The 26,316-nt window shown below is 40.7% G+C and carries 27 protein-coding genes and 6 pseudogenes; 26 read left to right on the forward strand and 7 right to left on the reverse strand.

Annotated features, from left to right (window positions below):
• The first annotated feature begins 5 nt into the window (after positions 1-5).
• The 7 genes from FFV08_03625 (at position 6) to nth (ending at position 5,377) form a co-directional block, all read left to right on the forward strand.
• On the forward strand, positions 6-1,181 hold the full coding sequence (locus FFV08_03625) for a phosphoglycerate dehydrogenase (GenBank protein ID QLB51829.1): 1,176 nt from the start codon (positions 6-8) through the stop codon (positions 1,179-1,181).
• Positions 1,182-1,316: 135 nt separating this feature from the next.
• The gene (locus tag FFV08_03630) at positions 1,317-1,670 is read left to right on the forward strand and encodes an arsenate reductase family protein (GenBank protein QLB51830.1); all 354 of its coding nucleotides are present in this window, start codon (positions 1,317-1,319) and stop codon (positions 1,668-1,670) included.
• Positions 1,671-1,825: 155 nt separating this feature from the next.
• Complete coding sequence (locus tag FFV08_03635; protein QLB51831.1) at positions 1,826-2,203, forward strand: TIGR04197 family type VII secretion effector; 378 nt, start codon at positions 1,826-1,828, stop codon at positions 2,201-2,203.
• A gap of 370 nt (positions 2,204-2,573) precedes the next feature.
• The gene (locus tag FFV08_03640; protein ID QLB51832.1) at positions 2,574-2,855 is read left to right on the forward strand and encodes a hypothetical protein; all 282 of its coding nucleotides are present in this window, start codon (positions 2,574-2,576) and stop codon (positions 2,853-2,855) included.
• Positions 2,777-4,012 (forward strand): hypothetical protein, encoded by a 1,236-nt coding sequence (locus tag FFV08_03645; GenBank protein ID QLB51833.1) that lies wholly within the window; start codon positions 2,777-2,779, stop codon positions 4,010-4,012. The genes FFV08_03640 and FFV08_03645 overlap by 79 nt, the downstream gene beginning before the upstream one ends.
• A 10-nt stretch (positions 4,013-4,022) precedes the next feature.
• Complete coding sequence (locus tag FFV08_03650) at positions 4,023-4,517, forward strand: hypothetical protein (protein ID QLB51834.1); 495 nt, start codon at positions 4,023-4,025, stop codon at positions 4,515-4,517.
• Positions 4,518-4,747: 230 nt separating this feature from the next.
• A complete protein-coding gene (gene nth, locus FFV08_03655) occupies positions 4,748-5,377 on the forward strand; it encodes an endonuclease III (GenBank protein QLB51835.1) in 630 nt (209 codons plus the stop codon).
• Positions 5,378-5,402: 25 nt separating this feature from the next.
• Here the strand turns inward: nth and FFV08_03660 are convergent, their stop codons facing one another.
• A complete protein-coding gene (locus FFV08_03660; protein QLB51836.1) occupies positions 5,403-5,996 on the reverse strand; it encodes a helix-turn-helix transcriptional regulator in 594 nt (197 codons plus the stop codon).
• On the opposite strand from FFV08_03660, the gene FFV08_03665 reads away from it, so the two are divergent.
• The gene (locus tag FFV08_03665) at positions 5,970-6,071 is read left to right on the forward strand and encodes a hypothetical protein (GenBank protein QLB51837.1); all 102 of its coding nucleotides are present in this window, start codon (positions 5,970-5,972) and stop codon (positions 6,069-6,071) included. The two genes, FFV08_03660 and FFV08_03665, sit on opposite strands and share 27 nt — an antisense overlap.
• Positions 6,065-6,191, forward strand: a pseudogene (locus FFV08_03670) (hypothetical protein). Before FFV08_03665 ends, FFV08_03670 begins: the two are co-directional and overlap by 7 nt.
• Here FFV08_03670 and FFV08_03675 read toward each other — a convergent pair.
• Both FFV08_03675 and xth read right to left on the reverse strand, forming a co-directional pair.
• Entirely contained in the window at positions 6,167-6,553 is a 387-nt protein-coding gene (locus tag FFV08_03675) for a VOC family protein (GenBank protein QLB51838.1), read from the reverse strand. The pseudogene FFV08_03670 and the gene FFV08_03675 overlap by 25 nt on opposite strands.
• Positions 6,554-6,564: 11 nt before the next feature.
• Positions 6,565-7,392: an exodeoxyribonuclease III gene (xth, locus tag FFV08_03680; GenBank protein ID QLB51839.1), complete on the reverse strand. Its 828-nt coding sequence runs from the start codon at positions 7,390-7,392 to the stop codon at positions 6,565-6,567.
• A gap of 141 nt (positions 7,393-7,533) precedes the next feature.
• Between xth and FFV08_03685 the strand changes: the two genes are divergently transcribed.
• The 4 genes from FFV08_03685 to FFV08_03700 all read left to right on the forward strand — a co-directional run bounded on the left by FFV08_03685 (position 7,534) and on the right by FFV08_03700 (position 11,645).
• Positions 7,534-7,989, forward strand: coding sequence for a DUF3290 domain-containing protein (locus FFV08_03685; protein ID QLB51840.1), 456 nt, complete (start codon positions 7,534-7,536; stop codon positions 7,987-7,989).
• Positions 7,986-8,618: a DUF421 domain-containing protein gene (locus tag FFV08_03690; protein ID QLB51841.1), complete on the forward strand. Its 633-nt coding sequence runs from the start codon at positions 7,986-7,988 to the stop codon at positions 8,616-8,618. The genes FFV08_03685 and FFV08_03690 overlap by 4 nt, the downstream gene beginning before the upstream one ends.
• Before the next feature lie 128 nt (positions 8,619-8,746).
• Entirely contained in the window at positions 8,747-10,744 is a 1,998-nt protein-coding gene (metG, locus tag FFV08_03695; GenBank protein ID QLB51842.1) for a methionine--tRNA ligase, read from the forward strand.
• Between the two features lie 145 nt (positions 10,745-10,889).
• Positions 10,890-11,645, forward strand: coding sequence for a DeoR/GlpR transcriptional regulator (locus tag FFV08_03700; GenBank protein QLB51843.1), 756 nt, complete (start codon positions 10,890-10,892; stop codon positions 11,643-11,645).
• Between the two features lies 1 nt (position 11,646).
• Here FFV08_03700 and FFV08_03705 read toward each other — a convergent pair.
• Positions 11,647-11,731 (reverse strand): annotated as a pseudogene (locus tag FFV08_03705) (hypothetical protein).
• Positions 11,732-11,752: 21 nt separating this feature from the next.
• On the opposite strand from FFV08_03705, the gene FFV08_03710 reads away from it, so the two are divergent.
• The 11 genes and pseudogenes from FFV08_03710 (at position 11,753) to lacG (FFV08_03760) (ending at position 21,847) form a co-directional block, all read left to right on the forward strand.
• The gene (locus FFV08_03710; GenBank protein ID QLB51844.1) at positions 11,753-12,688 is read left to right on the forward strand and encodes an IS30 family transposase; all 936 of its coding nucleotides are present in this window, start codon (positions 11,753-11,755) and stop codon (positions 12,686-12,688) included.
• 29 nt (positions 12,689-12,717) lie between these two features.
• Positions 12,718-12,830 (forward strand): annotated as a pseudogene (locus tag FFV08_03715) (hypothetical protein).
• Between the two features lie 84 nt (positions 12,831-12,914).
• Positions 12,915-13,339, forward strand: a pseudogene (gene lacA, locus FFV08_03720) (galactose-6-phosphate isomerase subunit LacA).
• Positions 13,340-13,355: 16 nt separating this feature from the next.
• Entirely contained in the window at positions 13,356-13,871 is a 516-nt protein-coding gene (gene lacB / locus FFV08_03725; protein ID QLB51845.1) for a galactose-6-phosphate isomerase subunit LacB, read from the forward strand.
• A 12-nt stretch (positions 13,872-13,883) separates the two neighbouring features.
• Positions 13,884-14,813 (forward strand): tagatose-6-phosphate kinase, encoded by a 930-nt coding sequence (locus FFV08_03730; protein ID QLB51846.1) that lies wholly within the window; start codon positions 13,884-13,886, stop codon positions 14,811-14,813.
• Positions 14,814-14,816: 3 nt separating this feature from the next.
• Positions 14,817-15,797: a tagatose-bisphosphate aldolase gene (gene lacD / locus FFV08_03735; protein QLB51847.1), complete on the forward strand. Its 981-nt coding sequence runs from the start codon at positions 14,817-14,819 to the stop codon at positions 15,795-15,797.
• Positions 15,798-15,994: 197 nt separating this feature from the next.
• Positions 15,995-16,828 carry a transcription antiterminator gene (locus FFV08_03740; GenBank protein QLB51848.1) on the forward strand — a complete coding sequence of 278 codons (834 nt, stop codon included), beginning with the start codon at positions 15,995-15,997 and terminating at the stop codon, positions 16,826-16,828.
• A gap of 48 nt (positions 16,829-16,876) precedes the next feature.
• On the forward strand, positions 16,877-17,188 hold the full coding sequence (locus FFV08_03745) for a PTS lactose/cellobiose transporter subunit IIA (GenBank protein ID QLB51849.1): 312 nt from the start codon (positions 16,877-16,879) through the stop codon (positions 17,186-17,188).
• 18 nt (positions 17,189-17,206) lie between these two features.
• Positions 17,207-18,922, forward strand: coding sequence for a PTS lactose transporter subunit IIBC (locus tag FFV08_03750; protein QLB51850.1), 1,716 nt, complete (start codon positions 17,207-17,209; stop codon positions 18,920-18,922).
• 89 nt (positions 18,923-19,011) lie between these two features.
• A complete protein-coding gene (gene lacG, locus FFV08_03755; protein QLB51851.1) occupies positions 19,012-20,421 on the forward strand; it encodes a 6-phospho-beta-galactosidase in 1,410 nt (469 codons plus the stop codon).
• Between the two features lie 47 nt (positions 20,422-20,468).
• Positions 20,469-21,847: pseudogene (gene lacG, locus FFV08_03760) on the forward strand (6-phospho-beta-galactosidase).
• Between the two features lie 53 nt (positions 21,848-21,900).
• Here lacG (FFV08_03760) and FFV08_03765 read toward each other — a convergent pair.
• Positions 21,901-22,110, reverse strand: a complete 210-nt coding sequence (locus FFV08_03765) for a helix-turn-helix transcriptional regulator (GenBank protein ID QLB51852.1) — start codon at positions 22,108-22,110, stop codon at positions 21,901-21,903.
• Positions 22,111-22,122: 12 nt separating this feature from the next.
• The gene (locus FFV08_03770; protein QLB51853.1) at positions 22,123-22,650 is read right to left on the reverse strand and encodes a DUF2975 domain-containing protein; all 528 of its coding nucleotides are present in this window, start codon (positions 22,648-22,650) and stop codon (positions 22,123-22,125) included.
• A 207-nt stretch (positions 22,651-22,857) separates the two neighbouring features.
• Between FFV08_03770 and FFV08_03775 the strand changes: the two genes are divergently transcribed.
• Positions 22,858-23,364: a DUF3592 domain-containing protein gene (locus FFV08_03775; GenBank protein ID QLB51854.1), complete on the forward strand. Its 507-nt coding sequence runs from the start codon at positions 22,858-22,860 to the stop codon at positions 23,362-23,364.
• A 198-nt stretch (positions 23,365-23,562) separates the two neighbouring features.
• Positions 23,563-24,955, forward strand: a pseudogene (locus FFV08_03780) (IS1182 family transposase).
• Positions 24,956-25,047: 92 nt separating this feature from the next.
• Here the strand turns inward: FFV08_03780 and FFV08_03785 are convergent.
• Entirely contained in the window at positions 25,048-26,244 is a 1,197-nt protein-coding gene (locus tag FFV08_03785; GenBank protein QLB51855.1) for an oxidoreductase, read from the reverse strand.
• Between the last annotated feature and the right edge of the window lie 72 nt (positions 26,245-26,316).

Consider the following 26,316-nt stretch of genomic DNA (forward strand, 5'->3'; position numbering starts at 1 on the left):
AATCTATGGTCTTTAGTGTCAAAACCTTTAACAATATCAATCAAATCGGGCTTAAGGAGCTGGGCAATGCTTTTCAGATTGACGGAGACAAGTCTGACAATCCAGATGCTTATATCCTCCGTAGTCAAAACCTGCATGGACAGGAATTTCCGAGCAAGCTCAAAGCCATTGCGCGGGCCGGAGCAGGAACCAATAATATTCCGGTCGACCAGGCAACAGCTCAGGGAATTGTGGTCTTCAACACGCCAGGAGCTAATGCCAATGCGGTGAAAGAAGCGGTCTTGGCTTCCATTCTTCTGTCTGCCCGTGACTATATCGCAGCTAACAGTTGGGCTAACGGCCTTTCTGGAGATGATGTTCCCAAGCAAGTAGAAGCTGGTAAGAAACAGTTTGCTGGGACAGAGATTTCAGAGAAGACTTTGGGAGTCATTGGTCTGGGAGCTATCGGCGGTCGTATTGCCAATGATGCCTATCGTCTGGGGATGAACGTCCTAGGCTACGATCCTTATGTATCCATTGAAACAGCTTGGAATATCTCTAGTCATGTCAAACGGGTAGCGGATATTAAGGAAATCTTTGAGAAGAGTGATTATATCACTATCCACGTGCCCCTGACTGAGGATACACGCGCTACTTTCGATCAGGAGGCTTTTGGTCTCATGCAAAAGGGAACAACCCTTATCAACTTTGCCCGTGGAGAGCTGGTGGACAATGCTGCCCTCTTTGATGCCTTGGAAACAGGTGTTATCAAGCGCTATATCACAGACTTTGGTGTAGAAGAACTACTCCGTCATCCGCAGATTACAGTCTTTCCGCATTTGGGTGGCTCGACAGAGGAAGCTGAGCTGAACTGTGCTATTATGGCTGGGAAAACTATCCGCCGCTTCATGGAAACGGGGGAAATTATCAACTCTGTGAATTTCCCTAATGTCCGTCAGGCTCTCTCAGCGCCTTATCGGATTACTCTGATTAACAAAAATGTACCGAATATTGTGGCTCGGATTTCAACAGCGGTCAGTGATTTGAATATCAATATTGACAATATCATCAATCGTTCCAAAGGCGATTATGCCTATACTTTGCTGGATCTGGATGAGTCGGATGAAAGCAAGATTCAGGACTTGGTTGATAAATTTGAGAATAGCGACAATATTGTGCGCGTGCGTTTAATTAAAAAATAATCGAAAAATAGAGGTGTTTCTTTATTGAATGCGTCTGTACCAGCCGATAAGCCTTTCGCTTGTCGGCTTTTTCTAATGAGTCTCGGCTTGACAAGAAGGAGCTAGCTGGGCTATCATAGGGACGGAGGAAAAACAATGTTACAATTTATCGAATACCCCAAATGCTCTACCTGCCGTAAGGCCAAGGCTGAGCTCAATCAATTAGGAGTGGACTTTGAAGCGGTGGATATTGTCCAAAATACACCTAGCCGGGACCAACTCCTAGACTGGATCCAGAACTCGGACTTTGAGCTCAAGGCTTTTTTCAATACTAGCGGTCTCAAATACCGTGAGCTAGGGCTCAAAGAAAAAGTTCCACATATGACAGCCCAGGAAGCTGCTGATTTATTATCGACAGACGGGATGCTGATTAAACGACCGCTCTTAGTTCGAGATAACCAGATTTTGCAGATTGGCTACAGGAAGGCTTATGAAGAGTTGGGGTTGTGAGAAGATAAGGCTTGATAAAAAAGTGGTTAAAAATTTTTATTTTTGGACTGATATGATAGATGTTGCTCTTAAGTATCAAAAATTACATTTTTTGTTTCAATTCCAATAAACAAAAGCAATTTGAATAAATATTCAATGAAAGGATAAAAAAAGAGATGGGGAATATACAAAGTGAGTTGCAAACTGCAGCTAATATAGCTGGACGGATTGTTGCAGGAGGAAATAGTATTTTAATATCTGGCCAAGTTACAAAAGATAGCACTAGTAGTTATCAAGGGAATACCACTGCAGGGAATTTATTAACCAATGAGGCGGTTATCGCTCAAAGTATTAGTACAAAAATTGGTGAATTTGTATACTTGGTTCATAGTCTTGCACAAGAATTTGATGCTAAAGATTCTGATTTGAGTAAATTATTTGAAAATGGAGTGAATCTTAGAATGAGAGGTTATGGTCCTCAAATACAACCTTCTTCACCAGAAAATTCATTAAAAACTCCCTTGAACAAAATATTGGAGGCGGGGCATGAATGATAAGAAGGACAGTAAAAGAACTTGGGAACAAGTACGTGATGAAAAAATAATTGTTCAGGAAAAGATATTTGATATACAAGATAAAAAAAGAAAATAACAAACCTTGAACTGGAAATCGATACAAGATATTCTAATTCAACATTACTTCTAAATGAACTTCTATATTATAATCTATCCTATAAAGATGAAATTAATCGCCAAACTACCTTGGAACAACTGCAGCATACATCTGACTTATTGGTAAGCATAATTGAGAAAAATAAGAAGCTACTGCAGAAAGAAGAAACAGCTTTTGAAGAAAAACTAAAAAATCTAGAGCGAGAGCATAGGTTAATACATCTGGAGGAAGAGAAGTCCAGGAGGAAAAATTATGGGTATTAAAATGAGTTTGGGTTCTTCGGATACCCAAGCAACGACAGCTTCTAGCGTAGTAACAAGTAGAACGACGGCCTATCTTTCTGTTATTGCAGCCTTGGAAGTTTTTATAGGTGCAAATAATCTGCAAGGAACCGCTTATAGCGGAGCCAAAGCTTATGCTGGAAATGTTCTTATTCCTTTATTGAAAAGCGCATTATGTTCTCGGAAGAGTTATCATCTGGAACAAGTAGTCTGCCAACTACCTACCGTTCAGATGTTGGAGAAGAGGACTTAGATGAAGCAACACTTGAAGCGCAAATCACTGCTCAAGATGGAATTATTGAAAATTATAATGCAATTATTTCTGAGGTAAAAAAACTTGGATTAAAAGATTCTGTCGCTGGTTTGCAAGAAATAAAGCAGAATCTGCAGTCGGCTCAAACATTAAGAGATAGTTATCAGGAAAAATTGACTAAGCTCAGAAATTTTGCAGCGGGTTCAGCAACTCTATTGTCTGGAGCTGAGAATATGTATTCGTCTGTGATGCAAGGATTAACGATGATAGGTGCAGATTTTAAGGGGTTCAATGGTAGCTTTCATTCTGCACCAACAGATTGGTCCCAAAATATTCAAAGCTCTTGGGGAGTCAGAAATAAAGCTACTAATCTATCTAAAAAATCTCAAAGTCTAGAGGAATTGCAAAGGTTGATTGAACGAGCGAATCAAGGAGATTCAGACTCTATTAATAAACTTATAGCTGCCTATGATTATAAAAATGCAGTAGGGACAGCCCCAATTTTGACAGATGAGGAAAAGCAAGTTAGGAATGCAGAAGTATGGAAAAGAACGGAAGAATTTGGTAAAAATTTACTAGGTGAATTTACTGGAATTTATGATATTAAACGACTGATAGACGGGAAAGATCCTGTTACAGGTGAGAATGCTAATCGCTTTGAAGCTGGTGTTTGGACACTCATGAATCTCATCCCAATTGCTAAGGGGGCAGGTAAAGTCGCCAAAGCAGTTGATACTGTTGGCGATGTGGCAAAAGTAGTCGATAAGATAGATGATGTAGCAGATGCAGCCAAGGCAGTGGATAAGACTACGGAAACGGCAAAGGCAGTGGATAAGGTAACTGATACTGCTAAAGTAGTAGATAAAGTAGAAGATATTAAAGATGCTAATAAAATTCCTCAATATGTTGAAGATACTATTTCACAGATTGAAAGCAATAAGGGGAATCCGCCAGATGGATTTAAAGGTGGAAAACTTTACAAAAATAAACCTTTAAATGGTGAAGAATTTCTTCCAGATGGAACTAAATATAAGGAGTACGATGTTCATCCATATCAAAAAGGAATACCAAGAGGACCCGAAAGAATTGTTATAGGTGAGGATGGTTCTGTTTGGTATACTCAAGATCACTATCAAACTTTCACAAGAATAAAATAAGGAGAATATAATGTCAAAAAAATTTAATGATAGAACGTTTAGAAAGATAGAACAAACTTATAGAATTTATTTACCTGACGAATTTAAAAAAGTTTTTGGAAATATGGAGGAACTTCCTGAAAACTGGTATGATTGGAGTGACTTTTCACCTCAGAATGTTAAAATGCTGAGCAATTACATACAAATAATCAAAGAAAATATAGCAGAAGAAATAGAATATGTTGATTGGAGTGATAATTGGGGAGAAGCTCCTAGCGATTTAGAACTTATGAAAAGAGAAATACGAAGTCGTTTAATAAATTCTCCAACATTATTTCCTATTTCTGGTCATAGGTATATTGCGTCATGTAATACTCCGATTTCGCCAGTATTTTCAATTGTTGGTTCCGATATAATTTATTATTCTAAAAGTTTAACAGATTATTTTCATGGAATTGCAATAAGCAGAGAGACAAATTTATCTGATTTACCCCAAATTTCTTTTTGGTCCGATATTGCACAGTGATAAAATTGAGATAAAAATATTTTTAGTCCCATCAACAGGAAATCTGCATTGAAAAGAGAAATATTTAGGAAAGAATATACAAGATGTCATGATTTTTCTTTTAGGGAATGTGGTTCAAGTAGATTGTATGATTGAATTTGGGTTAGGAAGCGTGGCAGAAGAAGCTCTTAATGACATTAAAAAGCTTTTCATGATATAATAAATCTATCTCAATCTTAGAAAGAAGAATCATGGTTTTATCAAAAAAACGAGCTCGACATGTCATTGAAGAGATTATTGCCCTCTTTCCTGATGCCAAGCCCAGTCTGGATTTTCGCAATCACTTTGAGCTTTTGGTAGCGGTCATGCTGTCGGCTCAGACGACAGATGCTGCGGTCAATAAGGCAACACCGGCTTTATTTGAAGCCTATCCAAGTCCTCAAGACATGGCTGCGGCTGGTGAAGCAGACATTGCTAAATACATCTCCCGTCTGGGTCTTTATCGCAACAAGGCCAAGTTTTTGAAGAAATGTTCCCAGCAGCTTTTGGATGACTTTGACGGCCAAGTACCACAAACGCGGGCAGAATTGGAAAGTCTAGCTGGTGTTGGTCGCAAAACGGCCAATGTAGTCATGAGTGTGGGCTTTGGTATTCCAGCCTTTGCTGTCGATACTCATGTGGAGCGCATTTGCAAGCACCATGATATTGTAAAAAAGTCAGCAACGCCACTAGAAGTAGAAAAGCGAGTTATGGATGTCCTTCCACCGGAACGTTGGTTGCCAGCTCATCAGGCTATGATTTACTTTGGCCGTGCCATCTGTCATCCTAAAAATCCCGAGTGCGATCACTATCCGCAACTCTATAACTTTAAAGACATTTAAAAAGCGAGGTCTGATGACTTCGCTTTTATTTGATAGGGAAGAAAGTAAGTAAGATCCAGTAAAATAGCAGAGCAATAGCGTTAATTCCAAGGCTAAATAGAACGGCAAGAATGATTGTTTGGTAGGGAGCTTTACCTCTTTCTTCGGCTTCTTCAATCTCGCTCAGGCTGCGTCCTTGATCATAGGCGACAATCTGTCGATAGGTACGAAGATTATGCTTTTTCTTGAATTTCTCAATGCGTAGGGCATAGAACATAGTGATAGCAAAAATCAAGCAACTAATAGCGATACCGTACCAATCCAAATAAAGAATTAGTGGAATCATTATTATAGGACTGCCAATTAGTAAAATGGCAAAAACCGCTACATCTTTTTGATAGCGCATAAATTCTTGGTCGTGAATAATTTGTTTCATGGTTTCCAAATCTCCTTTTACTAGTTTGTCCAATGACACTTCAAAGACCTTGCTCAGTAAGAGCAGATTTTGAATATCAGGATAGGTTGCGCCGCGTTCCCAGTTGGAAATGGATTGACGGCTGACAAAGATTATTTCAGCTAAATCGTCTTGAGATAAATTTTTCTCTTTACGATAGTGCTGGATTTGCTTTCCGACTTGCATAAGATTTCCTCGCTTTCTGATTTCATTCTACTTAATTATACAAAAAATGACTATCAAAATTCTTTGACATGTTGATTTCATGGGATTTAGCAAAGGTTTTTGCCACTGGATTTACAGGTCTGTCAATTTATATTTACCTACTGAAAAAGGGGCCAGCAGCCTCCTTTTTCTTATTCACTAAATCTTAAAAAATAACCATCTGGATCCAAAATCGCAAATTCATGGGGATAAATAAAACTATCTCCCACTCGAAATTCTCTTTTTGTCAGCGGACGATGGATGGGATAGTCAGCTTCCAGCAGTTTTTGGTGGAGCTGAGAAACATCCTCGATGCCAAAGGAAATATTGATACCACGTCCGAAGGGATAAGTTAGTTGGGCTAATTCTTCTGCGCTGCCTTCTTCTAGCATAAGTTGGCAGTCTTCAAGCGAGAGGAAGAGAAATTTCTCCTCTGGACGCTCGTATTGGACAGAGAATCCCAGCAAGTTGCAGTAGAAGTGGCGTGATTTTTCGATGTCAGATACCACAAATTCAGGAATGACAGCTTGATAGTCCATTCGTTTTCTCCTTAGAGTTCAATCTCCATGACAATGGGTGTGTGGTCTTGGCGCGCACCGGAGTCAATCATATCAGACTTGGTCACTTTGTCAGCCACACGGTTGCTGGTCAGCCAGTAGTCGATTCTCCAGCCTGTGTTGTTGATTTTAGAAGTCTTGCTGCGCTGCGCCCACCAGGTGTATTGGTTAGGGATATCGCCGTGCAAGTGGCGGAAGGTATCGGTAAATCCTTTAGCTAGCAGGTTGGTGAAGCCAGCGCGTTCTTCGTCAGTAAAGCCTGGTGAACGGCGGTTGCTGGCTGGATTGGCCAAGTCGATTTCCTTGTGGGCCACATTGTAGTCGCCAGTAGCGAGGACTGGTTTTTGTTCATCTAGTCTTGCCAAGTATTCAGCGTATTTGGCATCCCAGACTTGACGATCATCCAAGCGTTTGAGTCCATCGCCAGCATTGGGCGTATAAACTTGAGTGACAAAGAAACCGTCAAATTCCAGCGTAATGATGCGGCCTTCGACATCCATGGTTGACGGAGCGCCGATTTCAGGGAAGGTTACGGTTGGCGTCAGTTCTTTTTTGTAGAGGAACATGGTTCCTGCATAGCCTTTGCGGGCCGGCTCTTGTGAGGAGCGCCAAGTGTTTTCGTAGTCTGGGAAAAGATTTGTCAAAATCTCCAAGTGTTTTTTTGTCGGACCTGTCGCAGACAGTTTTGTTTCCTGAATGGCGATAATATCTGCATTTTCCGCTTGCAAGGTTTGAAGGACTGCTTGAGAGAGCTGAGCGCGGGCAGAATCACTGGTCAATGCAGCGTTGAGAGAGTCAATGTTCCAAGAGATGAGTTTCATAAAATTTCCTTTTCTAGTAAAATTTTCTGAGTTTATTATAACAAAATTTAGAACTGATTTATAGCAAAGTGATTGTAAGAAAGCTTGAAAAATAATGAAAATTTTTCTATAATTATCCTAGAAAAATAGAGGGAAGAAACCATGAAATTCTATTCTTATGATTATGTTTTGAGTCAGATTAGCCAGCAAAACTGGGTGACAGTTGCGCTTTCTGTCTTGCTGCTGCTTGTGACAGGATTTTTTGCTTTTAAGGCCTATCGCAATAAGCGTGATTCAAAATTCCGGGAACTAGCCATCATCTCTGTTTTGGCCTTGGTGGCTATGGTCTTGATTGGCATTAGCAATTTTCAGACTGACCAAGACTCTAACAACCAGTTTCAAACCTCTCTGCATTTTATTGAGGTCATTTCAGAAGACTTGGGTGTGGATAAGTCGGAAGTTTATGTCAATACTTCAGCCGCAACTGATGGAGCGATTTTGAAAGTAGGAAAGAACTTTTATCGGGCTATGAGCGGAAGTGAGCCGGATAAATATTTGCTTGAAAAAATTGATTTGCATAAGACGACAGATATCGAAATAGTGGAGGTTGAAAAATGACATTGAATTTTCTTGAAATCCTAATTAAGCTAGCACTGGGACTTTTCTCACTGGTTTTTGTTATTAATGTGACGGGAAAAGGCAATTTGGCGCCCAATTCAGCGATCGACCAGATTCAAAACTATGTCCTTGGTGGCATTATCGGTGGGGTGATTTATAATAGCTCCATTAATATTCTTCAGTATGCAGTCATTCTCATCATGTGGACTATCTTGGTCTTGATCCTAAAGTGGCTCAATAACAATGTCCGTGCGGTTAAGCATTTGATTGATGGCAAGCCGACAACGTTGATTCAGCATGGGAAATTGATTCCCGAAGCCTGCCGTTCTGTTGGTCTTTCAGCAGCAGATGTGGCTTTGAAGCTGCGCAGCCAAGGTATTTTCCAGCTCAAGCAGGTCAAACGGGCGGTTATAGAACAAAACGGCCAGCTGATTATTGTACAGGCTGGTGAAGAGAATCCTAAATATCCCCTTATCACAGATGGTGTTGTCCAAATTGATATTCTGGAGTCTATTGATAAAACAGAAGAGTGGCTGGTGGAGAGACTGGCTAAAGACGGATATACTGATATTTCTAATGTCTTCATCGCTGAGTATGAGAGTGGCAACTTGAATGTTGTAACCTATTAAACCTAGAATATTTTCTAGGTTTTTTAATTGATTTGACTGTTAATGAATGTCTTTTCGCAAACTTAACAAAATATGATATAATGAAGTGCTATTAAAAAAGGTTTCATTAGCCTTGAAAGGATTAAAAAATGACTGAAAAACAATCGTTTTATATTACAACCCCTATTTACTATCCGAGCGGTAAGCTCCACATCGGTTCTGCCTATACGACCATTGCCTGTGATGTTCTAGCTCGCTACAAGCGTCTCATGGGCTACGATGTTTTCTATCTGACTGGTCTTGACGAGCATGGACAGAAGATTCAGGCTAAAGCTGAGGAGGCTGGCATCAGTCCTCAGGCTTATGTCGATGGCATGGCAGTTGGGGTCAAGGAACTCTGGAAACTGCTGGATATTTCTTACGATAAATTTATCCGGACGACCGATGACTACCATGAAAAGGTTGTAGCCGATGTCTTTGAACGTCTCTTAGCCCAAGATGATATTTACTTGGGTGAATATTCAGGCTGGTATTCTGTATCTGATGAGGAATTTTTCACTGAAAGCCAGCTGGCAGAAGTCTTCCGTGATGAAAATGGGAAAGTGACTGGCGGAATTGCGTCATCTGGACATGAAGTGGAGTGGGTATCAGAAGAGTCTTACTTCCTGCGCCTTAGCAAGTACCAAGACCGCTTGGTAGAATTTTTCAAATCACATCCTGACTTTATCACGCCGGACGGACGTCTTAATGAAATGCTGAAAAACTTCATTGAGCCGGGCCTGGAAGATTTAGCGGTATCTCGGACAACCTTTACTTGGGGCGTGCCTGTGCCATCTAATCCTAAACACGTTATCTATGTCTGGATTGATGCTCTGCTTAACTATGCGACGGCTCTTGGCTACGGTCAGGATGATCATGCTAACTACGATAAATTCTGGAATGGAACAGTCTTCCACATGGTGGGTAAGGACATTCTGCGTTTCCACTCTATCTACTGGCCAATTCTGCTCATGATGCTGGATATTAAGCTGCCCGACCGCTTGATTGCTCACGGTTGGTTTGTCATGAAGGATGGCAAGATGTCCAAGTCTAAGGGTAATGTAGTCTATCCGGAAATGCTGGTAGAACGTTATGGTCTGGATGCCCTGCGTTATTACCTCATGCGCAGTCTTCCGGTTGGATCTGATGGAACATTCACACCTGAGGACTATGTAGGTCGTATCAACTATGAATTGGCCAATGACCTTGGAAATCTCCTCAACCGTACGGTTTCTATGATTAACAAGTACTTTGACGGTCAGGTACCAGCCTACGAAGAAAATGTGACGGATTTTGACGGAGCTCTGGCTCAGGTGGCATCTGAATCCATCGCTGACTACTACAAACACATGGATGCAGTTGACTACCCACGTGCTCTGGAAGCAGTCTGGACGCTCATCTCCCGCACCAATAAATATATCGATGAAACAGCTCCTTGGGTTCTGGCTAAGGATGAAGCTAAGGTCAAAGAACTGGCAGCAGTTATGAGTCACTTGGCAGCTAGCCTCCGTGTTGTAGCTCATATGATTGAGCCTTTCATGATGGAAACCAGCAAGGCTGTTCTCAGCCAACTTGGCTTGCCTCAAGCAACGTCTCTGGAAAATCTAGCAATTGACCAGCTCCCAGCAGGTCTGACAGTTGTAGAAAAAGGAACACCAATCTTCCCGCGTCTCGATATGGAAGAAGAAATTGCCTATATCAAAGACCAAATGGAAGGCAACAAACCTGCGCTTGAAAAAGAATGGAATCCAGAAGAAGTCGAGCTCAAACTCAACCGAAAGGAAATCAAGTTTGACGACTTTGATAAGGTGGAAATCCGTGTCGCAGAAGTCAAAGAAGTTTCTAAGGTTGAAGGTTCTGACAAGTTGCTCCAGTTCCGCTTGGATGCTGGAGACGGTGAAGACCGCCAAATCCTCTCTGGTATTGCCAAATACTATCCAAACGAGCAAGAACTAGTCGGTAAGAAAGTCCAAATCGTAGCCAATCTCAAAACGCGCAAAATGATGGGCCGCATCAGCCAAGGCATGATTCTATCAGCCGAGCATGGTGACCAACTGACTCTCCTTACTGTGGACGAAAAAGTCCCAAATGGAAGTTTGATTGGATAGCAATCTTTGCTCTAATGACAATCCCCCAGCAAGAGTCTGTTGGGGGATTTTTATATCTCTTTTTGTTTAAAACAAACAAATAATATGGAAAAAAACAGAAAAATGAGTTATAATAAACAAAACTAATGTGTAGAGAGGCTAAAGTATGGGTAAAAATCAGAGACAAGACGAAATAGTTAAGCTGGTGGATCGAGCTGGGACAGTGACGGTTGCTGAGATTGTAGATAGTATGAAGGTCTCAGATATGACGGTTCGGCGGGACTTGATTGAGCTGGAAAGCAAGGGGCTGCTGACTCGTGTTCACGGTGGGGCTAAAAGTAATCAGCACCTCAAGTACAGAGAAATCCCTCATGAAGAGAAGCTTTATCAGAATATCGAAGCCAAGCGGGCTGTTGCCAAGAAGGCTGTGGAGCTGATTGAAGATGGCGATACTATTTTTCTTGGACCGGGGACTTCTGTGGAAGTACTGGCTGAGGAAATCACCAATCAGAATTTGCGCGTGATTACCAACTGCCTGCCGATCTTTCATGATCTTTTGAAGAAGAAGTCGGATACCTTCAAAGTCTTTCTACTTGGTGGGGAGATGCGGGAAGCGACTCAAGCCTTTGTTGGCGAGATGACCAATGCAATCATGGATAAAATGTACTTTACTAAGATGTTTTTCAGCGGCAATGGTATCAAAAATGGGCAGATTATGACTTCTTCTTTTGAAGAGGCCTATACTCAGAAGCTAGCTTTGGAGCGCTCGACAGAGACCTACCTACTGATTGATTCTTCTAAGATTGGCAAGGAAGATTTCACCTCTATCTGTCCTTTGGCAGATATTACAGCTGTTATTACAGACCAGATGTCTGAAAATGCTCAGGAAGAGCTGGAAATTTATACCAAGGTTATTTCCTAGTTTATTTTAAATGATAAATTGTAAAATATAGTGCAACAAAAAAACTCATAGCATTTCATTGGTGTAAACTGTAAGTAACCACACAAACAGAACCCGAGGAAAAAACTATGAGCTACTCCCATCTTACCATAACCGACCGAATAAAGATAGAAACCTACTTGAAATTAGCTTTGAAGCCTTGCCAAATCGCAAGTAAACTTGGCGTCCATAAGTCTACTATTTCCAGAGAGTTAAGACGATGCCAAAATGGTTATTCTGTAGCCTTAGCACAGGAGCAGTACGACTGCAAGGCCAAGCAAAAAGGTCGGAAGTCTCGTTTGACACCAAAGTTGAAAAAGGATATTGAGAACGGTTTAAAATCCTCCTGGTCGCCTGAACAGATTTGTGGCCGCTATCAGCTTGAACAAAAGCCAATGGTAGCTTTTAAAACCATCTATAACTGGCTCTATGCTGGTTTGATTGATCTGGATTTGAGCGTCCTTCGTCGTAAAGGAAAGACTCGACAACCCAAAGAAACACGTGGGACATTTAGGATTGGCACGTCGATTGCCAAACGTCCTAAAGAGGTCAGGAATCGTAAAACTTTTGGTCACTGGGAGCTCGATACTGTGGTGTCTTCCAGAGGCCAAAGCAAGGGGTGTCTAGCTACTTTTCTGGAGCGAAAAACGCGCTTTTACTTAGCTTTCAAGATACCAGACAGAACTGCCAAAGCCATGTTTTCAGCCATCAAGCAACTTTGTAAGCTATTTCCAAAAGAGGCTCTTAAAACCTTCACTTCAGACAGGGGAAAAGAGTTTGCCTGCTATCCTCTGGTAGAGAATTTGGGAATTTCCTTTTTCTTTGCGGACGCCTATTCATCCTGGCAGAGAGGAAGCAATGAGAACGCAAATGGCTTACTAAGAGAATATTTCCCCAAGAAAACAGATTTAGCCGCTATCTCTGATGAAGCTTTGCACAAGGCTTTATATGAGATCAATCACCGACCACGAAAATGTTTAGCTTACAGAACCGCTTGTGAAGCTCTAGAGGATGAGTTAGAGTAAGTGTTGCACTTATTCTTGCAATTTATCAAATGAATAAAAAAATTATCAGAAAGCTCTTTTGGAGCTTTTTTTGTTTATTTTAATCATCCTCAAAAATATTTTGATTAAAACAAACAAAAATGTGTTGACAAATGACTTTTAAAGGAGTATAGTATGATTATAGGAAACAGACAGTGTTTTTTATAAACAATATTCTGTGCAAGAAATCAAACAAAGGAGAATGCTCATGGCAATTATTATTGGAGCAGATGCTGCTGGAAGCAAGCTGAAAGATGTGGTCAAGGATTTTCTCATCGGAGAAAACTTTGAAGTGGTGGATGTGACGAAAGAAGGTCAGGATTTTGTTGATGTGACCCTTGCAGTTGCAGCTGAGGTGAATAAGCAAGAGGAAAATCTTGGATTGTCATCGATGCTTATGGGGCTGGTCCATTCATGGTAGCGACCAAAATCAAAGGCATGGTTGCGGCAGAAGTCTCAGATGAACGCTCTGCCTATATGACTCGTGGCCACAACAACTCTCGTATGATTACGATGGGAGCTGAAATTGTTGGTGAAGGCTTGGCTAAGAACATTGCCAAAGGCTTTGTCAACGGGAAATACGACGGCGGCCGCCACCAAATCCGGGTCGACATGCTCAACAAGATGTGCTAAGAAAAGGAGAAATCAAATGAAAATTGCAATTGGATGTGACCATATCGTTACTAATGAAAAAATGGCAGTCTCAGATTTTCTAAAATCAAAAGGCTATGAAGTTCTTGATTTTGGTACTTATGACCATACACGGACACACTATCCAATCTTTGGTAAAAAAGTAGGGGAGGCAGTCGTTAGTGGACAAGCTGATCTTGGTGTTTGTATCTGTGGTACAGGTGTCGGTATTAACAACGCTGTAAATAAAGTTCCTGGTATTCGTTCAGCTTTAGTGCGCGATATGACCTCGGCTCTCTATGCTAAGGAAGAGCTCAACGCAAATGTTATTGGTTTTGGCGGAAAAATCACTGGTGAGCTCCTCATGTGTGACATCATCGAAGCTTTCATTCATGCGGAATATAAACCAACCGAAGAAAACAAGAAGTTGATTGCTAAGATTGAGCATGTAGAAAGCCACAATGCTCATCAGGCAGATGATAATTTCTTTACAGAATTTCTTGAAAAATGGGATCGTGGAGAGTACCACGATTAGTGAGGTAGCTAGATGATTCTTACAGTGACCATGAATCCTTCTATCGATATTTCCTATCCTTTAGAAGAATTGAAAATAGATACTGTTAATCGTGTTGCAGAAGTCAGTAAGACAGCAGGCGGCAAGGGGCTCAACGTCACCAGGGTCTTGGCGGAAATTGGAGACAATGTCGCTGCGACGGGACTGATTGGTGGGACTAATGGGGAATTTCTCTTGCAGAATCTTCATCAAGCTGTGCAGCCATTATTTTATAATATTTCGGGAGATACGAGAAATTGCATTGCTGTCTTGCACGAAGGCAAGCAAACAGAAATCCTGGAAGCCGGTCCGACTATTACAGCTGATGAGGCGAGGGATTTCCAAGAACACTTCCGGTCTTTGATGGCTGAGGCAGATGTTGTCAGTATCTCGGGCAGTTTGCCAGCGGGCTTGCCGACAGAATACTATATCCAGCTGATTGAAATTGCTAATCAAGCTGGCAATAAGGTGGTGCTGGATTGCTCTGGAGCATCTCTGGAAGCTGTACTTAAATCAGATGTGAAGCCAACTGCTATCAAGCCTAATAACGAAGAACTTTCTCAGTTATTGGGTCGCGAAATTTCAAAAGATTTGGATGAGTTAAAAGCTGTCCTTTCAGAACCGCTCTTTGAGGGAATCGAGTGGATCATCGTATCACTCGGTGCAGATGGAGCTTTTGCCAAACATTGGAATACATTCTATAAAGTAGATATTCCTAAAATCCAAGTGGTCAATCCAGTTGGCTCTGGCGACTCAACTGTTGCGGGGATTTCTTCAGCTTTGAGTCATCAAGCAGACGATGTCTCCCTACTCAAAAAGGCAAATGTTCTCGGCATGCTCAATGCCCAGGAAAAAATGACCGGTCATGTCAATGTTGAAAACTACGACGGCCTATACGATCAAATCACAGTAAAAGAGGTATAAAGAATGGTATTAACAGAACAAAAACGCAAGTACATGGAAAAACTTTCTGATGAGAATGGCATCATTTCTGCCTTGGCATTTGACCAACGCGGTGCTTTGAAACGTCTCATGGCTCAACACCAGAAAGCAGAACCAACAGTAGCTCAAATGGAAGAACTGAAAGTTTTGGTTGCAGAAGAGCTGACTCCTTATGCTTCATCTATGCTGCTGGATCCTGAGTATGGACTGCCTGCTACTAAGGCTTTGGACAAGAATGCTGGCTTGCTATTGGCCTATGAAAAGACAGGCTATGATACTTCTAGTACCAAGCGCCTACCAGACTGTCTGGATGTTTGGTCAGCAAAACGCATCAAAGAACAAGGTGCGGATGCGGTGAAATTCCTCCTTTACTATGATGTAGACAGCTCTGAAGAACTCAACCAGCAAAAGCAGGCTTATATCGAGCGTGTGGGTTCTGAGTGTGTGGCTGAAGACATTCCTTTCTTCCTTGAAATCTTGGCTTACGATGAAAAGATTGCGGATTCTTCCAGCGCTGAATATGCTAAAGTGAAACCTCACAAGGTTATCGGTGCCATGAAGGTCTTCTCAGATCCACGTTTCAATATTGATGTCTTAAAAGTGGAAGTTCCAGTCAATGTTAAATACGTTGAAGGCTTTGGCGATGATGAAGTGGTGCATACTAAAGAACAAGCAGCTGCCTTCTTCAAGGAACAAGATGAGGCAACTAACCTGCCATACATCTACTTGAGTGCGGGTGTATCAGCGAAACTTTTCCAAGAAACACTTGTGTTTGCTCATGAGTCAGGTGCTAACTTCAACGGCGTTCTTTGCGGACGTGCGACTTGGGCTGGCAGTGTCAAAGATTACATTGAGCAAGGTGAAGAAGCAGCTCGCAAGTGGCTTCGTACAACTGGATTTGAAAATATTGATGAGCTCAACAAGGTTCTTCAAAAAACAGCTACCTCTTGGAAAGAAAGAGCCTAAAATTTGTTTAAAAAATAAATAAAGTAAGGGTTTACATTCTGATGCTGATATGCTATAATGAAATCAGAAATTGAATAGGGTGAGCGTTACTAAGTTGGATTAGGCGTGACCGCAAATAAATTGAGGGAAGATATAGCCTCGGTTTGTTTGTGGTCTTTTTGTTTTGCCAGAACCCTAGAAAATGAAGAGGAGGAGATATGTATCGAATCATACATCCTATGAACAACAATGTTGCTCTAGCCAAACATGAAAATGGTGAAGAGGTTGTTCTGATTGGCAGTGGCATAGCTTTTAATAAAAAGAAGGGTGACATCGTTCTGGAAAGTAAGATTGAGAAAATCTTTCGCCTACGAACGGAGGAGTCTAAAGAAAACTTTGTGGCCTTGCTCAAAGATGTTCCGCTGGACTTTATCACAGTGACTTATGATGTAATTGACACCCTTTCTAAGAAGTATGATTATCCTGTCCAGGAGTATATCTATGTCACTCTGACGGATCACATCTACTGTTCTTATCAGGCTGTGCAGCAGGGGCGGTACAAGGAGAGCGATCTGCCGGATGCTTCGGACAAATACCCTGTCCCTTATCAGATTGCTCAGGAAGCGGTAGTTATATACCGCGAGCGGTTGTTGGATAATTTCCCTGGCGACGAGGTTAATCGGATTGCCTATCACTTTATCAATGCCGAAGGGGAGACCAATCCTGAGGGGCAAAGCCACTTGGGCAGGCGAAAAGATATTCTGGCTGCTGTTGAGACAGAGCTGAAGAAAAATGGCATTAAAAGAAGTGCAGAAAACAGCAACTTTTATGACCGTTTTATGATTCACCTGAACTACTTTTTAGACTATCTGAACCGAAGCCGTGATGACAATGTTTCCTTACTGGAAATGGAGAGTCAGATCCAGATGACCTACCCTCAAGCCTATCAGGTCGGAAGCGATATTTACCAAATCATTGCCCAGAAGACGGGAATTGATCTCTACCGCAGCGAACGGGTCTACCTGGTGCTGCATATTCAACGTCTTTTATAATAGAAAATAATAATAATATTTTACATAAGAATACAAGGAGGATCTCTCATGAATAGAGAAGAAGTAACATTGCTTGGTTTTGAAATTGTGGCCTACGCTGGTGACGCTCGCTCCAAGCTCCTAGAAGCTTTGAAAGCTGCAGAGACTGGGGATTTTGAAGTAGCTGATAAGCTTGTGGAAGATGCAAACAAGATTTTGGCTGAAGCACACAATAAGCAGACGGATATGTTAGCTAAGGAAGCTTCTGGTGAAAATATCGAGCTTGGTATCATCATGATACATGGACAAGACCATTTGATGACAACAGTTCTTCTGAAGGATTTAATTCATCATTTGATCAATATTTATAAGAATAAATAAAATTATAGGAGAACAACAATGAATGAATTGGTAAAACAAATTGAAAAAATGAAACCATTCTTTGAAAAAGTTTCACGGAATAAATATCTCCGCGCTATTAAAGATGGTTTTATTGCAGGAATGCCTATCATTATTTTTGCCAGTATCTTTATGCTGATTGCTTATGTTCCTAATATTTGGGGATTCTATTGGCCAAAAGATATAGAGGCAATGATTGTCAAACCTTATAATTATTCAATGGGGATTATTGGGTTGATTGTTGCAGGTACTACTGCAAAGAATTTAGCGGATAATTTCAATCGTGATTTGCCAGCAACCCGTCAAATCAATAATATAGCTAGTCTCATTACAGCGATTATCGGATTTTTGCTCTTGTCAGCGGACCCAATTGATGGTGGCTTTTCAAGTAGTCACATGGGAACATCTGGACTCTTATCAGCCTTTGTCGCTGCAATTATAACAGTTCATGTGTATCATTTCTTTATAAAAAATGATATCAAAATTCGTATGCCAGAAGAAGTTCCGCCAAATATCTCGCAAGCCTTTACAGATTTATTCCCTTTGGGAGTATCCGTCTTTGTCACTTACGGAGTTGATTTATTAATTCGTCACTTCTTCCATATGAACTTTGCACAAGGAATCATCACCTTATTCCAACCATTGTTTACGGCAGCAGATGGCTATCTTGGAATTGCTATTATCTATGGTGCTATGGCAATGTTCTGGTTCATTGGTATCCATGGTCCATCAATTGTTGAGCCAGCTATTTCAGCCATTGCATTACTTAATATTGATAATAATGTGGCTCTTCTCAAAGCAGGAGAACACGCAACGCATATTATCACACCTGGCTTGCAATACTTTGTAGCCACTATGGGTGGTACTGGTGCAACCTTAGTCGTACCATTTATGTTCTGGTTTATGGCTAAATCAAAGCAAAATAAAGCAATTGGTCGAGCGGCGGCAGTTCCAACATTCTTTGGTGTGAATGAACCAATCTTATTCGGTGCTCCTCTGGTGCTGAATCCTGTCTTCTTCGTTCCATTTATCCTGACCCCTATTTTGAATGTGTGGATTTTCAAATTCTTTGTTGAAGTGCTTGGAATGAATAGTTTTTCTTACGTTCTTCCTTGGACGACACCAGGACCAATTGGTTTGATTCTTGGTACAGGTTTGCTACCTCTTGCCTTTGTACTCGCAATTGTCTTGATTGTAGTTGACGTTTTGGTTTACTATCCATTCTTCAAGGTTTATGATAATCAAATTCTTGAAAATGAAGCAAAGGTTGATGCTGAATTGGAAGGTAAAAAAGTCGAAGAAGTAAAAACTTCTGAGGCGATTGTAGAGTCTAAAGCAGAAGCTGAAAGCGATGAAGTTGTAGGTTCTTTTGATTCAAAAATCAGTAAAAATAAAGATTTCAGTAAAAAAGTTCTCGTCCTTTGTGCAGGTGGTGGTACTTCAGGACTTTTATCGAATGCTTTAAATAAGGCCGCTAAAAAATATAATATAGATATTAATTCTGCAGCAGGAGCTTACGGTGCTCATCAGGATATTCTAAAAGATTACGATCTTGTCGTTTTAGCTCCGCAAGTTGCTTCCAATTATGAAGATATCAAAAAGGATACCGACCGTTTAGGTATTAAGTTGACGAAAACAGAAGGTATGGAATATATCAATTTAACACGTGATCCTAAAGGTTCTTTAGAGTATGTTATGAGCCAATTTGAAGAATAATGTAATAGGGAAATGATGGAGTGGTCATTCGCAAGGAAGATTCCCTCGTCTTTCCCTTTATTTGCTAAATAGAATGAAAGAGGTTACAAATGTCTAAGGTATTGCCTGCAGATTTTATTTTTGGTGGAGCAACAGCTGCCTATCAGGCAGAAGGAGCAACTGATATTGATGGCAAAGGTCGTGTTGCTTGGGACACTTTTCTTGTTAAGGAAGGGCGTTTTTCAAGTGATCCTGCCAGCGATTTCTATCACAAGTACCCAATTGACTTGGAATTATCTGAGAAATTTGGTGTGAATGGTATTCGGATTTCCATTGCTTGGTCTCGTATTTTTCCAAATGGATATGGGGAAGTTAATCCGCTCGGTGTGAAATTTTATCATGACTTAATTGCAGAATGTCGTAAGCACAATGTGGAACCATTCGTGACGTTGCATCATTTTGATACTCCAGAAGTTCTATTTAATCATGGTGATTTCTTAAATAGAGATAATATTGACCATTTCCTTGAATACGCAAAATTCTGTTTTAAGGAGTATAGTTCGGAAGTTAAATACTGGATTACCTTCAATGAAATATTGTCTGTTGCTGCAGGTCAGTATCTACTGGCGAAATTTCCTCCTAACGAGCGATTTCAAACAGATAAAATGGTGCAGCAGATGCACAATATGATGGTTGCCCATGCGCGTGCAATTTTGGCATTTAAAGAGATGAATGCGGAAGGGGAAATTGGGATTATTCACATTTTAGAGACTCGTTATCCTTATAATTCAGAAGATCCAAAAGACCAAGAAGCAGTTCGTAAAGATGATACCATATCAAACAAATTCTTGCTGGATCGTACATTTCTTGGTGTTCTCTCTCCAGAAACAGAAGAAACTATTAACGGAATCTTGGAACAAAATAACATGTCTTACACTGTCTATGATGGCGATGTAGAAGTATTGCGTCAAGCAGCTGAACTCAATGATTTCTTGGGGATTAACTATTACCAAAGCACCTTTGTTCAATACTATGAAGGTGAAAACAACATTAACTTAAATGGTACGGGAAAAAAAGGGACTTCTATCTATGCTTTTAAAGGTATCGGCCAATACAAATTCGATATAGATATTCCTCGTACAGACTGGGATTGGTTGATTTATCCAAAAGGATTGTATGACCAAATCATGCGTATTATCAAAGATTATCCAAATTATAAAAAACTTTATATCACCGAAAATGGTATGGGTTACAAGGATAAATTTGAAGATGGTTTTATTGATGATCAACCCAGAATTGATTATATTAGAGGGCATTTAGAAGCAATTTGTGATGCAATTCAAGATGGTGCTAATGTTAAGGGATATTTCTTATGGTCACTTATGGATGTCTTTTCTTGGGCAAATGGCTATAACAAACGATATGGTCTTTTCTATGTGAACTTTAACACGCAGGAACGCTATCCAAAGAAGAGCGCATATTGGTTTAAAGAACTATCTAAAACTAGAGAGATAAAATGATAAATGTTTAACGAGGTAGAAAAGGTGAAAACATTACCTAAAAATTTATTTTCGGTGGTGCAACAGCAGCCTATCAAGCTGAGGAGCAACCCACACAGATGGAAAAGGATCTGTTGCCTGGGATAAATACCTAGAGGATAACTACTGGTATACGGCAGAACCTGCCAGCGACTTTTACCACAAATACCCTGTGGATCTAAAATTAGCTGAAGAGTATGGTGTTAATGGGATTCGGATTTCCATTGCTTGGTCACGGATTTTCCCTACAGGCTATGGCGAGGTCAATCCAAAAGGTGTGGAATTTTACCATAATCTTTTCGCAGAATGCCACAAGCGTCATGTAGAACCTTTTGTGACCCTTCACCACTTTGATACACCAGAGGCTCTTCATTCAAATGGCGATTTCCTCAATCGGGAAAATATTGAGCACTTTGTGGACTATGCGGCCTTCTGTTTTGAAGAATTTCCAGAAGTTCGCTATTGGACAACTTTCAACGAAATTGGCCCTATTGGTGATGGCCAGTACTTGGTCGGCAAATTCCCGCCGGGGATTCAGTATGACTTGGCCAAGGTTTTCCAATCCCATCACAACATGATGGTCTCCCATGCTCGTGCCGTTAAGCTTTATAAGGACAAGGGCTACAAGGGTGAAATTGGTGTCGTTCATGCACTTCCGACAAAATATCCTTACAATCCAGAAAATCCAGCAGATGTCAGAGCAGCAGAGTTGGAAGATATTATCCATAACAAGTTTATCCTAGATGCGACTTATCTAGGGCACTATTCAGATGTAACTCTGGCAGGAGTGAATCATATCCTTAAGGTCAATGGTGGTCAGCTGGATCTGCGAGATGAAGACTTTGTGGCTTTAGAAGCAGCTAAAGACCTCAATGACTTCCTCGGCATCAACTACTATATGAGTGATTGGATGCGCGACTTTGACGGTGAAACAGAAATTATCCATAACGGAAAAGGCGAAAAGGGAAGCTCTAAGTACCAGATTAAGGGTGTAGGGCGCAGAGAATCTCCAACCCATATACCAAAAACTGATTGGGATTGGATTATCTACCCGCAAGGTCTTTATGATCAGATCATGCGGATTAAGAAAGATTATCCAAACTACAAGAAGATTTATATCACAGAAAATGGTCTGGGTTATAAAGATGAATTTGTGGACAATACAGTTTACGACGATGCTCGGATTGATTACGTCAAGCAGCATCTGGAAGTTTTGTCCGATGCGATTGCGGACGGGGCTAATGTCAAGGGCTACTTTATCTGGTCTCTGATGGATGTCTTTTCTTGGTCTAACGGTTATGAAAAACGCTACGGCTTATTCTACGTAGACTTTGAAACACAGGAACGCTATCCTAAGAAATCCGCTCACTGGTATAAGAAACTAGCCGAAACACAAATGATTGAATAGAAAAGTAAAACTCCCATCCTTAGCTAAATGAAATCGGCTAAGACGGGAGTTTTTTATTCTTCATCATCTGTAAATTCTAGGATGTCTCCAGGCTGGCAATCAAGGGCCTGACAGATAGCATTGAGAGTGCTAAAGCGTATAGCCTTGGCCTTGCCCGTTTTGAGAATGGAAAGATTAGCGTTGGTGATACCGATGATATCGGCTAGTTCTCCCAGTTTCATCTTTTTCTTGGCCAGCTGGACATCAAGATTAACGATAATCATGATAGCAGCCCCCTAGATGGTAAATTCATTTTCTTCAGCTATATCAATCCCCTTTTCCAGAATTTTCATCATCAGCCAAATAATCAGAGCACCTAAGAGAGGTGTAAAGCTCATACTGGCGTTAAAAGAGAAGGGGAGAGCGATGGGATTGCCTGATGCAGCAACCTTAACGGAAAGAAAGGTCAGAGCCAGAAAGACTTTCCATGCCTTATCAGCTAGTTGCGTGTTTGATGAATCAAAAATCTTTCCACCAATCAAATTTTTGATGAAATTACGAGCAAGATAGATGAGATAAATAGTCAAAGAGGCTGTGAGAAGATTTATAACAAAGGCTAGAATACTCCACCAATTTGAAAAATCAACTGAGGGCATAAATTGAACATTGAGCTTTATTCCCAACCTGTCGGAAAGACCGGTGTAAGAAATCACACTTAGGATAGTAAGAAACACCAAAATAGCAGCATAACCCACTATGATAAGGTTTAATAGAGTAACAATATCTTTGAGCAAAGAGTTATTTTTTAATTCAATCTTTTTCATGATGCTTACCTCTATCGAAAATCAGCCGGCAGTAGATTTCCTTTTCCTTTTATTCTTATTATAATCTATTTTTTATTGTATTTCAAGAAAAATATATCGAAAAACAATAATTTTTTGAGACCAAAAGGATATTCTATAGAGTCTTTGGTATAGATGAAAATTTTGATACAATATATACTGAATATCAAAGCAACGAAGGAAATAGTAATGAATCCTATGATTATGATTGTGGTGCTTGGGCTACTCTGGCTAGTCATTGTTTTTCCACTCTATCTTCACTATCGAAAAGAAATTTCTATTAGAAGTAAATCTACATCTTTAATATCAGGCAAAGTAGTAGGGTATAACAGTTCCATCTATAGTCGCCACGGAGAGCCACCTCAGGTAGCCTTGCCCCTTGTAGAATATACTGTCCGCGGAAAATCCTATCGAAAAAGACTTGAGCATAAACAGTTTATCCCTGCATCTTCAGGAAAAATCCAAAAAGATGTTTTTTCAAGTGACTATGTTTATGGGTCGGATAGGAGTCTAGACTTGAGAAAGATATTTCCGATTGGATCAAATATGACGGTTTACTATAATCCTAAGAATCCTGAAGAAGCGTATGTTGAGCGCTGCATCAGCAATGAAAAGTATTTTAAATATTTGTTTATCGGATTTTCTATTTTCTCCCTTGTTTTGATTTGTATCAATCTTTTCCATCTATTCTTGTAGTTTAAACAGTTTATTTTTGGATATTGAGTGATAGAAATTTTATCTTTTTCAAAATTTGTTGAATCCAAATAGACTAAAAAAGAGGATTGAACTCCTCTTTTCAGATTGAAGACAAAGTCCTAAGAACAGAAGTTTCTAAGGGCTTTTCTTTTTGTAAAGTCGTATAATAGAGGTAAGAACAGTTGTGAGGTGCTCCCTATGTTTCACAAAGAAAAATCTGATTATAATCGCTGCCAATATGGCTTCTATACGATAGACGAATTGGTCCCAGAAGATCACTTTCTTCGCCAATTGGAAGCGGAGGTTGATTTTGACTTTATCTATGACTTGGTTGAAGAAACCTATAGCCCAGATCAGGGTCGTCCCAGTCTAGATCCCGTCATGTTGGTCAAAATTCCTTTGATTCAATGTTTTTATGGCATTCGCTCCATGCGCCAAACCATTAAAGACATAGAAGTAAACGTAGCTTATCGTTGGTTTCTTGGACTAAGCTTGGATGACAAGGTGCCTCATTTTACCACATATGGAAAGAATTACAGCCGTCGTTTTCAAGATAAAGCACTGATTACTGAGATATTTTCACACGTACTCCATCAAGCTTTATGTGCTGGTTTGATTGATCCTTCTGAGATATTTGTGGATGGAACCCATATTAAAGCGGCAGCCAACAGCCACAAGTATCATAAGGAAATGGTTGCCCAACAAGCTACATTTATGAGTGAGCAATTGGAAGTTGAGATTGATTTAGATAGGAGAAAACACGAAAAAAAGCCCTTAAAGCCCGCAAAAGAAAGCGAGGCTAAGGAAAAGAAAATCTCAAGGACAGATCCTGAGAGTGGTTGGTTCCACAAGGGGAACACAAGGAAGTCTTTGCCTATTCTGCCCAAGTAGCGTGTGATAAGCATGGTTGGGCCTTGGCTTATACGGTTGAAGCAGGAAATGTTCATGATAGTCAGGCTTTCCCTGCCCTTTTTGCCAAGATTGAGCCTTTTCATCCAACCTATCTCATCGCAGATGCAGGTTATAAAACCCCAAGTATTGCAAAATTTTGTTAGACAGAGAGATTACCCCTGTCTTCCCTTATACCCGCCCCAAGGGTGTAAAAGGGAACTTAAGGCCCAATGATTTTGTTTATGATTCCTATTATGACTGTTACCTCTGTCCAGAGAACCAAGTGTTAACCTATCGCACGACGACCCGAGCAGGCTACCGTGAGTATAAGAGTGATTCAACAGTATGTGTCGCCTGTCCCCTATTATCTGTTTGTACCCAGAGCCAGAATCAGCAGAAAGTCATCACAAGACATGTATGGAAAGATGCGCTTGAATGTTGTGAAGAGATTCGACACCAAAGAGGGATGAAGGAGCTCTATAAGAAGCGCAAAGAAACCATTGAGCGGCTCTTTGGGACAGCTAAAGAATACCACAACCTCCGTTATACAAGAGAGAAAGGCAAGTCCAAGATGGAAGATAAGGTTGGGCTTACTTTGGCGTGTTTGAATCTCAAAAAACTAGTAAAAATGAGGGTGGGGAAGCCTTTTTATTTTGTTCAAATGACCATTATGCTATCAAAAGATGAAATCAAAAGATGAAATTTTAGCCTGACAAACAGAAAAAGACAAACACTATTTGGAATGTTTGTCTACGGTCTGAAAAGAGGATTGAACTCCTCTTTTTGGTTTCTTTATTTAAACTTAAAACCTTCATAGACCAGATCTGCTTTTGGATTGGTCTTTTTAAATTCATTGGCTAGTTTATCCATCATCTTGACAGGTCCGCACATGAAAACGGTGGTTTGGTTGTCCAGAGGATAATTCTTGAAGTCCAAATAGCCAGAGACCTTGCTATCGACCAAATGAAGGTCAAACTGCGGATTCTTGGCCGCGTAGTCTTTGAGGAGGTCTAGGTAAACAGCATTTTCTGCTCCAGTATAAGCGTAGTAGAAGCTGACTGGACGATTCAGATTAGGATTTTCACGGATATAGGAAATGAAGGGCGTAATGCCAATCCCACCAGCAATCCAGATCTGCTTTTCCTGCCCCTGGTCAAGAATCATGTGACCATAAGCTCGGTCAATGGTGACCTTGGTTCCCTCTTGGATCTTGTCATAAAGTTTCTTAGTGTGGTCTCCAGAGTTCTTGATAGTAAAGTAGACGATATTGTCATGACCGCCAGAGATAGAGAAGGGATGCGGCGCTTTTTCAAATCCTTCTTGGAAAATCTTGACGAAGGCAAACTGCCCATACTGATAATCTAGTTTTTGACTGAGTTGGATCTTCAACTCCACGGTATCGTGGTTCAGTCGTTTGACCTGCATGATTTTTCCCAGATGACGAAAGGCCAAACTTTGATAGAGGAAGATGATGTAAAAACCAGAAGCTAAACCTATGATAGCGTAGAATCCGACTACGAAACCTAGTAAGGTCGGTGTTAGGAGTTGACCGCCCATCAGCATATAAGCGTGGAAGAGACCAAAGATATAGGCCAAATAAACAAAGCGGTGAATCCAGCGCCAAGCTTCATATTTGATGTGCTTGCCAAGATAGGCCACCAGAACAATGCTGACAAATAGATAGATGCCGACGTTCCCAAGCTGGGCTGCGAGATGAGAGCCCCAGAGACTGCCACCCATAGCAACATTGTGGAGAGCAAGAAGAACGACAGAAAAGATAGCTGTAAACTTGTGGTAAGTGTACATTTTTTCGATGCCGTGGAACCATTTTTCCAAAAGTGCGTTCCGAGTCGCAAGTAAAAAGGTCAGCGAAAGGGTAGTCAAGGCCAGACCGGGTACAATAAAGTTGATCATTCCAGCTGAAGCCCAAGCATAGATGGTCAGGATTATGCTAACAGTAATAAGGGCGATTCCTTTGATAGATTTCATGATGGATTCCTTTCTGATTTTTATCACTACTTAGCTGTAAATATGTTTGTTACATTCTAACAAAGAAAAAAC

The organism is Streptococcus sanguinis (genome assembly GCA_013378335.1).
Classification (GTDB): Bacteria; Bacillota; Bacilli; order Lactobacillales; family Streptococcaceae; genus Streptococcus; species Streptococcus sanguinis_I.